17 protein-coding genes and 1 tRNA gene are annotated in these 12,046 nt (G+C 68.3%); 14 read left to right on the top strand and 4 right to left on the bottom strand.

Features of this window, described 5'->3' with window-relative positions:
- Window positions 1–2: 2 nt before the first annotated feature.
- The 3 genes from D6860_RS07685 to D6860_RS07675 form a co-directional block, all read right to left on the bottom strand.
- Window positions 3–896 carry a GGDEF domain-containing protein gene (locus D6860_RS07685; protein ID WP_076622241.1) on the bottom strand — a complete coding sequence of 298 codons (894 nt, stop codon included), beginning with the start codon at window positions 894–896 and terminating at the stop codon, window positions 3–5.
- A gap of 119 nt (window positions 897–1,015) precedes the next feature.
- Window positions 1,016–1,357 (bottom strand): hypothetical protein, encoded by a 342-nt coding sequence (locus tag D6860_RS07680; protein WP_076622240.1) that lies wholly within the window; start codon window positions 1,355–1,357, stop codon window positions 1,016–1,018.
- 186 nt (window positions 1,358–1,543) lie between these two features.
- A tRNA-Thr gene (locus D6860_RS07675) sits at window positions 1,544–1,618 on the bottom strand.
- A 100-nt stretch (window positions 1,619–1,718) separates the two neighbouring features.
- Here D6860_RS07675 and D6860_RS25220 point away from each other — a divergent pair.
- Genes D6860_RS25220 through D6860_RS07665 form a run of 3 tightly spaced genes read left to right on the top strand, consistent with a single transcriptional unit; the run spans window position 1,719 to window position 3,613 of the window.
- On the top strand, window positions 1,719–1,877 hold the full coding sequence (locus D6860_RS25220; protein WP_017469397.1) for a hypothetical protein: 159 nt from the start codon (window positions 1,719–1,721) through the stop codon (window positions 1,875–1,877).
- Between the two features lie 3 nt (window positions 1,878–1,880).
- On the top strand, window positions 1,881–3,152 hold the full coding sequence (gene murA, locus D6860_RS07670) for a UDP-N-acetylglucosamine 1-carboxyvinyltransferase (protein ID WP_076622239.1): 1,272 nt from the start codon (window positions 1,881–1,883) through the stop codon (window positions 3,150–3,152).
- Complete coding sequence (locus D6860_RS07665; protein ID WP_076622238.1) at window positions 3,149–3,613, top strand: DUF2948 family protein; 465 nt, start codon at window positions 3,149–3,151, stop codon at window positions 3,611–3,613. The genes murA and D6860_RS07665 overlap by 4 nt, the downstream gene beginning before the upstream one ends.
- Before the next feature lie 296 nt (window positions 3,614–3,909).
- Here D6860_RS07665 and D6860_RS25460 read toward each other — a convergent pair whose 3' ends face one another.
- Window positions 3,910–4,095: a hypothetical protein gene (locus D6860_RS25460; protein ID WP_076622237.1), complete on the bottom strand. Its 186-nt coding sequence runs from the start codon at window positions 4,093–4,095 to the stop codon at window positions 3,910–3,912.
- 148 nt (window positions 4,096–4,243) lie between these two features.
- On the opposite strand from D6860_RS25460, the gene hisD reads away from it, so the two are divergent.
- From hisD to D6860_RS07605, 11 genes are all read left to right on the top strand, one after another.
- A complete protein-coding gene (gene hisD / locus D6860_RS07655; RefSeq protein WP_076622236.1) occupies window positions 4,244–5,545 on the top strand; it encodes a histidinol dehydrogenase in 1,302 nt (433 codons plus the stop codon).
- Window positions 5,546–5,687: 142 nt separating this feature from the next.
- Window positions 5,688–6,167 (top strand): UPF0262 family protein, encoded by a 480-nt coding sequence (locus D6860_RS07650; protein WP_017468274.1) that lies wholly within the window; start codon window positions 5,688–5,690, stop codon window positions 6,165–6,167.
- Between the two features lie 3 nt (window positions 6,168–6,170).
- The gene (locus D6860_RS07645; protein ID WP_017468273.1) at window positions 6,171–6,617 is read left to right on the top strand and encodes an arsenate-mycothiol transferase ArsC; all 447 of its coding nucleotides are present in this window, start codon (window positions 6,171–6,173) and stop codon (window positions 6,615–6,617) included.
- The gene (locus tag D6860_RS07640; protein ID WP_017468272.1) at window positions 6,614–7,012 is read left to right on the top strand and encodes a ketosteroid isomerase-related protein; all 399 of its coding nucleotides are present in this window, start codon (window positions 6,614–6,616) and stop codon (window positions 7,010–7,012) included. Before D6860_RS07645 ends, D6860_RS07640 begins: the two co-directional genes overlap by 4 nt.
- On the top strand, window positions 7,012–7,614 hold the full coding sequence (locus D6860_RS07635; RefSeq protein ID WP_076622234.1) for a GNAT family N-acetyltransferase: 603 nt from the start codon (window positions 7,012–7,014) through the stop codon (window positions 7,612–7,614). Before D6860_RS07640 ends, D6860_RS07635 begins: the two co-directional genes overlap by 1 nt.
- A 107-nt stretch (window positions 7,615–7,721) precedes the next feature.
- Entirely contained in the window at window positions 7,722–8,606 is an 885-nt protein-coding gene (locus D6860_RS07630) for a carbon-nitrogen hydrolase family protein (RefSeq protein WP_017467605.1), read from the top strand.
- Between the two features lie 94 nt (window positions 8,607–8,700).
- Window positions 8,701–8,919 (top strand): translation initiation factor IF-1, encoded by a 219-nt coding sequence (gene infA / locus D6860_RS07625; RefSeq protein ID WP_007792573.1) that lies wholly within the window; start codon window positions 8,701–8,703, stop codon window positions 8,917–8,919.
- 66 nt (window positions 8,920–8,985) lie between these two features.
- A complete protein-coding gene (locus D6860_RS07620) occupies window positions 8,986–9,564 on the top strand; it encodes a Maf family protein (RefSeq protein WP_017467606.1) in 579 nt (192 codons plus the stop codon).
- A complete protein-coding gene (locus D6860_RS07615) occupies window positions 9,561–10,577 on the top strand; it encodes a ribonuclease E/G (RefSeq protein ID WP_076622233.1) in 1,017 nt (338 codons plus the stop codon). Before D6860_RS07620 ends, D6860_RS07615 begins: the two co-directional genes overlap by 4 nt.
- Window positions 10,574–10,762 carry a DNA gyrase inhibitor YacG gene (locus tag D6860_RS07610; protein WP_017470261.1) on the top strand — a complete coding sequence of 63 codons (189 nt, stop codon included), beginning with the start codon at window positions 10,574–10,576 and terminating at the stop codon, window positions 10,760–10,762. Before D6860_RS07615 ends, D6860_RS07610 begins: the two co-directional genes overlap by 4 nt.
- Window positions 10,759–12,009 (top strand): aminotransferase class V-fold PLP-dependent enzyme, encoded by a 1,251-nt coding sequence (locus tag D6860_RS07605; RefSeq protein ID WP_076622232.1) that lies wholly within the window; start codon window positions 10,759–10,761, stop codon window positions 12,007–12,009. The genes D6860_RS07610 and D6860_RS07605 overlap by 4 nt, the downstream gene beginning before the upstream one ends.
- Window positions 12,010–12,046: the final 37 nt, after the last annotated feature.

The raw sequence follows: 12,046 nt of genomic DNA, 5'->3' as shown, positions 1-12,046 counted from the left end.
CATCAGCCTGCGCAGAGGCGGCTTTCCGGGCCGAGCACGACCGGTGTCTCGCGCTCGGACGATTGCGCGACCACCCTGTTCCGACCGCCTGCCTTGGCGGCGTAGAGCGCCGCGTCGGCCCGGGCGATGAGCCTGTCGCGACTGTCGCCTTCGCGGGCAACCGCGATGCCGATGGAGGCGGTGAGCAGGCCTCGCGGCAGGGGGACCCGGTCCGAGATCGCCAGGCGCAGGCGTTCACCGATACCGCGGGCCACGTCCTCGGTGGCGCCGGGCAGCCAGATCACGAATTCCTCGCCACCCCACCGCGCGACCACGTCCTGCCGGCGCATCGTCGCCGAGATCACCCCGGCGACGCCCTTCAGCACCGCATCTCCGGCCGCGTGGCCCTGGGTGTCGTTGACCTGCTTGAAGTGGTCGAGATCCAGGAACAGCACCGCGCCGGTCCCGAGGGCCGGCGCGAGCGCCTCGAAGCCGCGCCGGTTCGGCAGGCCGGTCAGCGAATCCGTCAGAGCCGCGCTGTAGGCGCGTGCATGCCGCTGCTCGATGCTGCGGATCACAGTGTTGGTGCAGCGCATCAGCTGGCCGATCTCGTCCAGATGTGCTTCGGGCAGGCGCACAACGTAGCCGCTTTGCTCGAACGCCAGGATCGCACCGCGCATCCGCCGGAGCGGAGCGAGAAGCACCCAGAGGCTGAGCAGCGTGCCCGTGCAGCCGATGAGCGTGGCGCCGATCAGGAGCAGGAGCTCGTCCAAGTGGTCTTCGATCCCGGTGCTTCGGGACAGGGCGTAGACGGTCACGGCGATCAGCGGGACATGCGTGCCGAGAAACGCGGTAAAGAAGACCTTGCTCGAAAAGCTTCTTGGAAAGAGCCGGTCCAGAAAGGCATAGAGACCCATCCGAAACCTCCGCAAAAACAGGTTACCCTTCGAGGATCGGAGGGATTTGTTAATTCCTGGTTAAGAAATGCTAACGAACCCTGGCTCGGCATCGGTTCGGCTGATCGCTCGCCATCGGGTCACTTGAAGCTGTAAGTCTTCCCGCGACCCGGGCCGCTGCGGTAGGTGAACAGGTAGGCGCCGTCGCCCTGCCGCACAGTGAAGGTGTATTTCGTGCCCGTGGCCCGGTCGTCCACCTTGACGAGACCGTCCTTGGTGATCCTGTAGGTGCCTTTTTCACGCACCCCGTTGGAATGGGTCATTACGAACGTGCCGTCGGGTTTGAAGTCACTGACCGATCCGCCGGAGAAATGGCGGGTCTTGGCGGTGAGAATCTCGAAGACCTCCTGTCCGCCGAGCTGTTGTGCCGTGGCGGCGAGGGGCATGAGGCAAAGGGCGAGAATCAGAAAGAGCTTTCGCATGAGAAAAAATCTCCGTTGAAAAAACACTGTAACAAAACCGCGCGGCCTCAAGGTGCCGCTACGTCAATGATCGTTCAACCGGAAGCCGCCCCTGTCAAGCGTCGCATAAAGCCTGCGAACCCCGTGGAACCCGTCTGGGCAGCCGGGCATTATATGCAAGATGCCGCGTGATCGAAGGAGGGGAAGTGGTGCTGCTGGAGAGAATTGAACTCTCGACCTCTCCCTTACCAAGGGAGTGCTCTACCTCTGAGCTACAGCAGCGCCGGGGCGCCTTGTTGGCGTGAGCGGCTCTCTAAGGGCAAATTCGAACGGGTGCAAGCGCAATCTGGACGCTTTTTTCACCCTGCTTTAAAGAAGGCCCATGGAGCGCAAGTCAGGCCAGCAGAAAACCACCAAGAATGACCGGGATGCGCGGCTGAAAGCGGCGTTGAAGGCGAATCTCGCCCGGCGCAAGGCGCAGGCGAAGGCGCGGACCTCGCAGGACGACGAGGCCGACACGAGCAGCGAAAAGGACCGATAGGGAATGGATTCCATCATCGTCACCGGAAATGGCCCGCTTTCGGGCCAGATTCCCATTGCCGGCGCGAAGAACGCCTGCCTCACCCTGATGCCCGCGACGCTGCTCTCGGACGAGCCGCTGACGCTGACCAACGCGCCGCGGCTGTCGGACATCCGCACCATGAGCGTGCTGCTGCAGTCGCTGGGCGCCGAGGTGCAGAGCCTGCAGGACAGCCAGGTGCTCGCCATGTCGAGCCACGAGCTGACCAGCCTGCGGGCCGATTACGACATCGTCCGCAAGATGCGCGCGTCGATCCTGGTGCTCGGCCCGATGCTGGCCCGTGAGGGCTATGCCGAGGTCTCGCTGCCGGGCGGTTGCGCCATCGGGGCGCGGCCCGTCGACCTGCACCTGCGCGCGCTCGAGGCGATGGGCGCCCAGCTGGAGCTGAAAGAGGGCTACGTCCATGCCCGCGCGCCCAAGGGCGGGCTTACCGGCGGCACCTTCACCTTCCCCGTGGTCTCGGTCGGCGCGACCGAGAACGCGCTGATGGCGGCGACGCTGGCGCGCGGCACCACGGTGCTCAAGAACGCGGCGCGCGAGCCCGAGATCGTCGATCTCGCGCAGTGCCTGCGCAAGATGGGCGCGCAGATCTCGGGCGAGGGCACCGACACCATCGAGATCCAGGGCGTTGACCGTCTTGGCGGGGCGACGCACCGGGTCGTCACGGACCGCATCGAGCTGGGCACCTACATGCTGGCCCCCGCCATCTGCGGCGGCGAGGTCGAATGCCTCGGCGGCAGGATCGAGCTGGTCCAGAGCTTCTGCGAGAAGCTCGACGCGGCGGGGATCTCGGTCGAAGAGACCGAGACCGGCCTCAAGGTCGCGCGCAAGAATGGCCGGGTTCAGGCCGTCGACGTGACCACCGAGCCGTTCCCCGGCTTTCCGACCGATCTGCAGGCGCAGATGATGGCGCTGCTCTGCGTCGCCGAGGGCACCTCGGTGCTCGAGGAGAAGATCTTCGAGAATCGCTTCATGCACGCTCCGGAGCTGATGCGAATGGGCGCGAAGATCGACGTGCACGGCGGCACCGCCAAGGTGACCGGCGTCGACCGGCTCAAGGGCGCTCCGGTGATGGCCACCGACCTGCGCGCCAGCGTGTCGCTGATTCTCGCCGGCCTTGCCGCCGAGGGCGAGACGGTGGTGAACCGCGTCTATCACCTCGACCGCGGCTACGAGCACGTGGTACGCAAGCTCTCGGGTGTTGGCGCCAAGATCGAACGGGTGAAGGGCGAGTGACGGACGCAAGATTCGAAGACGCGAGCGGTGCGCCGCTGAACCTCGGCGCGATGGACCCGGATGACCTGCAGGTGCTTTCGGCGCTTCTGCAGGATTCGGTCTTCACGGTCCGCGACATTTCCTGGCAGAAGCGGCACCGCCGGCTGGCGCTGCTGCTCAACCGCATCCGGCGCGAGGATGGCGTGCACGCCGAACCGCCGGAACGCGTCCGGGCGATGCTGGTGGTCGAGAACGTGCTCGGCGTGGCAAGCCAGGGGGTGCCGCGTGATGATCCCGACATGGTGCTCTCGCTGCTGTCGGTGAGCTTCGAGCCGGGCGAGGACGGTGCCGGGCATGTCGTCTTCACGCTCGCCGGCGACGGCGTGCTGCGCGCGAGTGTCGAGGCGCTGGAGCTGCGGCTTCGTGACGTGACCCGGCCTTACGTGGCGCCTTCGGGCAAGGCGCCCGACCACGGCCTCTGAGCCGCCGGCTCCAGTCCCGAAACCCTGCAGAGGGCCCCAAGGCCCCCTCGCAACGGGTTGCGGGTCGCCGAATTGCGGCGGCCCGGGCGCTGCCTCGTTTCACCTGGATCGGGTCACGGTCGTAGGCCGGCGACAGTACGCGGCCGCGAACCTCGATCTCGCTGGCGTAGTTGCCGATGTCGCCCTACCGATCGTCCTTGAAGCGCTGGCCCCGGACCGGCATCGGGTCGCCGTGCCCGCGGATGCCGGTGCGCCCGTCGAACAACTGGATCCTCTTCAGCATCGGGAAGCTGCCGTCAGATATGCGTGAGATCTGGCACCGGCACGGTCATCAACTCCGCGAACAGCCCGTCTCCGCTGCCCGAGGCCCCGTGGCCGGTCGCGCGGTGGTTCATGTATTCGGCCTCGCCGACCGTTTCCGCCGAAAGCGTCGCGGGGATCGCGACGGCCAGCGCGGCGCAGAGCGCTGAAATCGGTTTCATGGCTCCCTCCTTTGCCATCATCCTCACGTGCCAGTGTGTCGCCATGCCCCGTTCGGCTCATTGGCGCCGGTCATCGGCGCGGCATGTGGCGCTTGAGACGGAGGCGGGCAGGGGGTAAGAGCGCCGGAAAGATTGTGAGGAGCGCGTCATGCCCGTCTTTCTCGACACGACCGAGCCGGATTTCGAGATCGCCTTTGCCCGCCTGCTGTCGGCCAAGCGCGAGGACAGCCCGGACGTGGACGATACCGTCGCGGAGATCATCGCCGATGTCCGCAAGCGAGGCGATGCCGCGCTGCTCGACCTGACCGAGCGGTTCGACCGGCTGTCGCTGACCGCCGACCGGCTGGCCTTTACCCCCGAGGAAATCGACGCCGAATGCGCCCGCGTGCCCGCCGAGGAGCGCGTGGCGCTCGAGAAGGCCGCCGAGCGCATCCGAGCCTACCACGTGCGCCAGATGCCCGAGAACGCGCTCTGGACCGACCCCGACGGCGCCACCCTCGGCTGGCGCTGGACGCCGGTCGCCGCCGCGGGCCTCTACGTGCCGGGCGGGCTTGCGAGCTACCCATCGTCGGTGCTGATGAATGCCATTCCCGCCAAGGTCGCGGGCGTCGAGCGGCTCTGCATCACCGTGCCCACGCCCGACGGGGTGGTGAACCCGCTGGTACTGCTCGCCGCCCGCATCGCCGGAGTCGACGAGATCTACCGGCTGGGCGGGGCTCAGGCCATCGCCGCGCTGGCCTACGGCACCGAGACCGTTTCGCCGGTCGACAAGATCACCGGCCCGGGCAACGCCTTCGTGGCGGCGGCCAAGCGGCGGGTGTTCGGCCGGGTCGGGATCGACATGATCGCGGGCCCTTCCGAGATCCTCGTCATCGCAGATGCCGACAACGACCCCGAGTTCGTGGCGCTCGACCTGCTGAGCCAGGCCGAGCACGACGAAAGCGCCCAGTCGATCCTGATCACCACCGACGCCGGCTTCGGGCAGGCGGTCGCGGCCGAGATCGAGCACCAGCTCTCGGTGCTGGAACGCGGCGCCATCGCGGGCGCGAGCTGGCGCGACTTCGGTGCGATCATCGTGGCGCGCGACCTCGACGAGGCGGCGGCCCTGTCCGACCGCGTCGCGCCCGAGCACCTCGAGCTCTGCGTCGCCGATCCTCTGGCGCTGTCGAAGTCGATCCGCCACGCCGGCGCGATCTTCCTCGGCCAGTGGACCCCCGAGGCCATCGGCGACTACGTCGGCGGCCCGAACCACGTGCTGCCCACGGCCCGCTCGGCGCGCTTCTCCTCGGGGCTCTCGACGCTCGACTTCCTCAAGCGCACGACGCTGGCGCAGATGTCGCCTCAGGCGCTGCGTGCCATCGGCCCCGCCGCCGAGACGCTCGCCGCCTCGGAAAGCCTGCAGGCGCATGGCCTGAGCGTCACCGCGCGCCTGCGCAAGCTCAACGGCTAGTCGCTGCGCGGAACGCGCCCGACGCGCCCCCGGGACATAAAGGTCGCGCCTCCGGCCCCGGTGCAACGCACGGGCCCCGGCAGGATTGCGGCGCGCCCTCGCGCGCGCTAAGCCTGTGCGGACCCGGTGAAGGACCTCGCTCATGAGCCACATCAGCCATATCGATCTGGACGACGCAAACCTGCCGCCGCCGACCCCCGAGATCGAACAGGAGCGTCGCGTCGCGATGTTCGACCTGATGGAGGAAAACAGCTTCACGCTGCCCGCCCGCGATGCCCGCGACGTGCCCGAGGGACCCTACAACCTCGCGCTCGCGATCCGCGAGAAGCGGCTCGTCTTCGACATCTCGACCGAGGCCGGCGAGAAGGCCGCCGAGTTCCACCTGTCGCTGTCGCCCTTCCGGCAGGTGGTCAAGGACTACTTCCAGATCTGCAAGAGCTACTTCGACGCGGTCAAGACCGCCGCGCCCAGCCAGATCGAGACCATCGACATGGCACGCCGCGGCATCCATAACGAGGGCGCGCGCATCCTGCAGGAGCGGCTCGAGGGCAAGGCCATGGTCGACGAGGACACCGCCCGCCGGCTCTTCACGCTCATCTGCGTCCTGCATTACGGGGGCTGAGGCGTGGCGGACCTGCCGCAGTCGGTGCTGTTCTGCTGCGATCACAACGCGGTGCGCTCGCCCATGGCCGAGGGCATCATGAAGAAGCTCTACGGCTTCGACAGCTACGTGCAGTCGGTGGGCGTGGTGAACGATCTCGACATCGACGGCTTCGCCATCGCGGTCTGCCGCGAGATCGGCGTCGAGCTCGACAAGCACCGCTCGCGCAGCTTCGAGGAACTCGAGGAGATGGGCGAGGCGCTGTCGGGCTTCGACCTGATCGTCGCGATGTCGCCCGCCTCGCAGCGCGCGGCGCTGGAGCTCACGCGCTTCTACCACCTCAAGGTGGAATACTGGCCGATCATGGACCCGACGGGCCTGGGCGAAACGCGCGAGACGAAGCTCAACGCCTACCGCCAGACCCGCGACCAGATCATGGAAAAACTCAAGAGCCGATGGGGAGACACATGAGCGCCACCGACGTCATCAAACGCTATTTCGACGCCTTCAATGCCAATGATACCGAGGCCATGCTGGCCTGTCTCGACGCCGACGTGGCGCATCATGTCAACGAGGGGCAGGTGCGGATCGGCAAGGTCAGGTTCGCCGAGTTCTGCGCCCACATGTCCCACTGCTACGACGAGACCCTGACCGAGATGGTACTCTTCGAGGCCGAGGGCGGCACACGCGCGGCGGCGGAATACCTCGTCAACGGCGTCTACCTCAACAGCGACGCGGGCCTCCCCGAGGCGCGCGGGCAGGGATACCGGCTGCCGGCAGGCTCGTTCTTCTCGCTGAAGGATGGCCGGATCACCCGGATCGTGACCTACTACAACCTCGCGGACTGGATCCGGCAGGTCTCGTGATGCGGGTCGAGGTGCTGACCGGCGCGGCGCTCGACGCCGCGCTCGACGACGTGGCGCGGCTGCGCATCGCGGTCTTCCGCGACTGGCCCTACCTCTACGACGGCGACCTCGGCTACGAGCGCGACTACCTGCAGACCTACCGCGACAGCCCCGGCGCAGTGCTGGTCGGCGCCTTCGACGGCGACACGCTGGTCGGCGCCGCCACGGGAACCCCGATGGAGGATCACGCCGAGGATTTCGCCGCCGCCTTCGAAGGCACCGGCCTCGCGCTCGACCAGGTCTTCTACTGCGCCGAATCCGTGCTGCTGCCGGGCTATCGCGGACAGGGCATCGGGCACCGCTTCTTCGACCTGCGCGAAGCCCATGCCCGCGCACTCGGGCGTCGCCACTCGGCCTTCTGCGGAGTGCAGCGCCCCGGGGATCACCCCCTTCGCCCGCAGGGCTATCGTCCGCTCGACGCCTTCTGGCGCAAGCGCGGCTACGCGCCGCTCGACGGCGCCATCGCGCATTTCCGCTGGAAGGACATCGACCAGCCGGCCGAGACCGACCATGCCCTGCAATTCTGGATCCGTCCGCTCGACCGGGATCGCGCGCCGCGCTAGGCGCGCGCCGGTCACGGCCACTCCCTTGCCAGAGACTTCTTCTGGCCCGAAATATCCCGGGGTCCGGGGCAGCGCCCCGGTCCTGCTGCAACCAAAGGACCGCCGCCATGAAACTTGCCGCCGCCGCTTACCGCATGGACTTCCTCGACAGCTGGGACGCCTATGTCGCAAAGCTCACCGCCTGGGTCGAGGACGCGGCCGGGCAGGGCGCCGACCTGCTGGTCTTTCCCGAGTACGGCGCGATGGAGCTGGCAACGCTTGCCGGCCGCGCCGCCGCCGGGGATCTCGAGGCCTCGCTGCACGCGGTCTCCGAGCGGATCCCGCAGGTCGACGCGCTGCACGCCGAGCTTGCGAAGCGGCACGGGGTGCACATCCTCGCGGCCTCGGCGCCGGTCTTCGATCCGGACCTCGGGGCGCGCCCGGTCAACCGCGCAAGGCTCTTCGCCCCCTCCGGTGCGATGGGCGTGCAGGACAAGCAGATCATGACCCGCTTCGAGCGCGAGGACTGGGGCGTCGTGGGCGGCGGGCCGCTCGCGCTCTTCGACACCGCGCTCGGCAGGATCGGCATCCTCATCTGCTACGACAGCGAATACCCGCTTCTCGCGCGTGCGATGACGGAGGCGGACCTCATCCTCGTACCCTCCTGCACCGAGGCGGCGCACGGCTACAACCGCGTGCGCATCGGCGCGATGGCGCGGGCGCTCGAACAGCAGTGCGTGACCGTCATGGCCTCGACCGTGGGCGACTGCGACTGGTCCGAGGCGGTGGACACCAACTGCGGCATGGGCGGGATCTTCGGCCCGCCGGACACCGGCTTTCCCGCCGACGGCGTTCTGGCGCAGGGCCGCATGAACCAGCCCGGCTGGACCATCGCCGAGCTGGACCTTGACGCGGTGGCGCGGGTTCGCAAGGATGGTGTCGTGCTCAACCGCAGCCACTGGGCGGAGCAGGCCGGGCGTGACAGCCCCGCCGTCTTGCGGCCCCTTTCGTGATTTCGGGATATGCGCCCTTGAAAAGCGCGCGGATTGGGCGCATATGTGTGCCCGTTCCGCGGACTCTTGCGGAACGGCGAACACAGGAGTGACCATGGCCAAGGAAGACATTCTCGAATTCCCCGGCGTCGTTAAGGAACTCCTGCCGAACGCGACTTTCCGGGTCGAACTCGAGAACGGCCATGAAATCATCGCGCACACGGCAGGCAAGATGCGCAAGAACCGTATCCGGGTTCTCGCAGGCGACCGCGTCCAGGTGGAAATGACCCCCTACGACCTGACCAAGGGTCGGATCAACTATCGCTTCAAGTAAGCACCGCATGGGCCTGACCAGCATGGCAGCGACCGCTTCGCGGACGGCTCCCGCATGGGCCCTCGCATGAAACTCGTCCTCGGCTCCGGCAGCCCGCGCCGGCGTGAGCTTCTCGCGCAGCTCGGGCTCGTGCCGTCGGACGTGCGGCCCCCCGACATCGACGAAGACCCTCGCGACGGCGAACTGCCGCGCCCTTATTGCGTGCGCATCGCGCGCGAGAAGGCGCAGGCGATTCCCTGCGCCGACGACGAGGTCGTGCTCTGCGCCGACACCACCGTCGCGCTGGGGCGCCGGATTCTCGGCAAGCCCGCCGACGAGAAAGAGGCCGCGGTCTTCCTCACCAAGCTCTCGGGCCGTCGCCACCGGGTGGTGACCGCCGTCGCCGTGAAACGCGGTGACCGGATCTGGGAGCGCGACGTCGTCACGCAGGTGAAGATGAAGTCGCTCTCGAACGAGGAGCTGAACGCCTATCTGCAGAGCGGCGACTGGCACGGCAAGGCCGGTGGCTACGGCATCCAGGGCGCCGCCGGCGCCTTCATTCCATGGATCAACGGCAGCTTCTCGGCCGTCGTGGGCCTGCCGCTGGCCGAAACCGCCGGGCTGTTGCAGGCTGCCGGCTACCCGCTTTACGGAGACGCGCCATGAAGGGCCGCACCATCGCACTCGACACGCTGGGCGAGGCCGAGGCCGCCGCGCTGATCGTCGACGGTCAGCTGCAGGATCTGCTCGTCGACAGCGACCATCCGCGCCCGGGCACCATCTACCGCGCCGTGGCGCTGCGCCCGGTGAAGGGGCAGGGCGGCATGTTCCTGACCACGCCCGACGGCAACGCCTTCCTGCGGCAGGTCAAGGGGCTCGCGCCGGGCGACCGTCTGCTGGTGCAGGTCACCGGCTTCGCCGAGCCGGGCAAGGCGATCCCGGTCACCACGCGGCTTCTCTTCAAGTCGCGCTACGCCATCGTCACCCCCGGCGCGCCGGGCATCAACGTGTCGCGCCAGATCAAGGACGACGACCTGCGCGACGAGCTTCTGGGCATCGCGCACGAGGTGATGGAGGGCGACAACGGGCTCATCCTGCGGTCTTCCTGCGCCGAGGCCGATGCCGATGACATCGCCGAGGACATCGCCGCGATGGCCGATCTCGCGGCCAAGGTCACGGCCGACACCGCCGGCGAGGCCGAGCTGCTGGTCGAGGGCGACGGCCCGCAAGAGCTGGCCTGGCGCGAGTGGGGCAAGGGCGAGCTCGATGCCGAGCCCGGCAGCTTCGAGCGCCACGACGTGCACGACATGATCGAGGCGCTCCGCACGCCGGTCGTGCCGCTTTCGGGCGGCGGGTCGATGTGCATCGAGCCCACGCGGGCGCTGGTCGCCGTCGACGTCAACACCGGCAACGACACCTCGCCCGCGGCAGGGCTCAAGGCGAACATGTCGGCGCTGCGCGAGCTGCCGCGTCAGCTTCGGCTGCGCGGGCTCGGCGGGCAGATCCTCGTCGATCCGGCGCCGGCGCCGAAGAAGGACCGCCGCCAGATGGAGCAGGTGCTGCGCGCCGCGCTCAAGCAGGATGCGACCGAAACGGTGCTGGCCGGCTGGACCCAGCTTGGCCTCATCGAATTGCAGCGCAAGCGCGAGCGCGTGCCGCTGCGGGAGGTGCTGACATGAGCTGTCCGATCTGCGCCAAACCCACGGACAAGAAATACCGCCCGTTCTGCTCGAAACGCTGCGCCGACATCGATCTCGCGAAGTGGGTGTCGGGCAGCTACGCCGTGCCGTCGACCGACCCCGAGGACATCGAGGAAGCGATCGAGGCGGCGGAACGCGCAAGGCAAGAGGAAACCAGACATTGACCGCCATCACGCCCGATCTGCTCGAGGACATCCGTTCGCGCTTTGCCCATGTCGAGGATTGCCCCTTTACCGGCCCGCGCGTCTTTTTCGAGAACGCGGGCGGGGCGCTGACGCTGAAGTCGGTGGTCGAGACCTCGGCCCGCTTCGCGGCGATTCCCGACAACCAGGGGCGTGACAATGCCGCCTCGGCGGCGCTCGGCGAGATCATCGCCAAGGCGCGGGAAGACGCGGCGCTGTTCCTGAATGCGCCCGGCGGCAAGGTCTTCGTCGGCGAGAGCGGCACCGAGCTGCTGTTCCGGCTGATCGCCGACGCCTGTCTCGGCAGCGCCGGCGGCACGGTGCTGGGCTCGACCGTAGAGCACCCGGCCTCGCGCAGTGCCTGCGCCCGCTGGGCGGACGTCTCCGGAAAGCGGCACGTGCTGATCGCCCATGACGACGCCACCGGCACCGTCAGTGCCGAGTCCTATGCCGCCGAGGTCACCGAGGACGTGGCGGTGGCCACCATCCTGCACACCTCGCCGGTCACCGGCATGGGCATGGACGTGCCCGCCATCGCGGCGGCGATCCGGGCGAAGGCGCCCGAGGCGCTGATCATCGTCGACGGTATCCAGCACGCCTGCCACGGCGGCATCGATATCGCCGCCTGCGACATCGACGGCTACGTGATCTCTCCCTACAAGGTGTTCTCGCGGCACGGCTACGGGCTGGCCTGGGCCTCGGACCGGCTGACCGCGCTGCGCCACGACGCGCTGATCGGCGCCCCCGAAGGCAGCTGGGAGCTCGGCACCCGCGACACCGGCGCCTACGCGACCTTCTCGGATGTCGTGGAGTATTTCGAATGGCTCGGCGGCGAGGTCTCGGACGCGACCGAGCCGCGTGCACGGATCGAGGCAGCGGGCCGCGCGATCCACGAACACGAGGCGCGGCTGACGCAGGCCATGCTGCACGGCACCGGCAACCTGCCGGGACTGGCGGAGATGCCGGGAGTCGGCGTCGTCGGCGGCATCGACAACCCGGCGCGTGAGGGTCTGGTGAGCTTCTGGGCCGACGGCCACGCCTCGGCGGAGCTGGTGCGGGCGCTGGCCGACCAGGGCATCCGGGTGCACACGCGCAAGGCCGACCATTACTCGGGCAACGTGCTGACGCCGCTCGGCAAGTCGGACTGCGTGCGGGTGTCGCTGTGTCACTACAACACGGAAGCCGAGGTCGCGGCGTTTCTCTCGGCCATGCAGCGGATCCTCGGCTAGGGCATGGGCCGTCGCCCCTGGCGACGCTGGGGGCAGA

It is taken from the genome of Salipiger sp. D13 (assembly GCF_003703915.1).
Classification (GTDB): domain Bacteria; phylum Pseudomonadota; class Alphaproteobacteria; order Rhodobacterales; family Rhodobacteraceae; genus Salipiger; species Salipiger profundus.
Note: the sequence above shows the minus strand (reverse complement) of the source record. Positions and strands in the feature narration are given on the sequence as shown.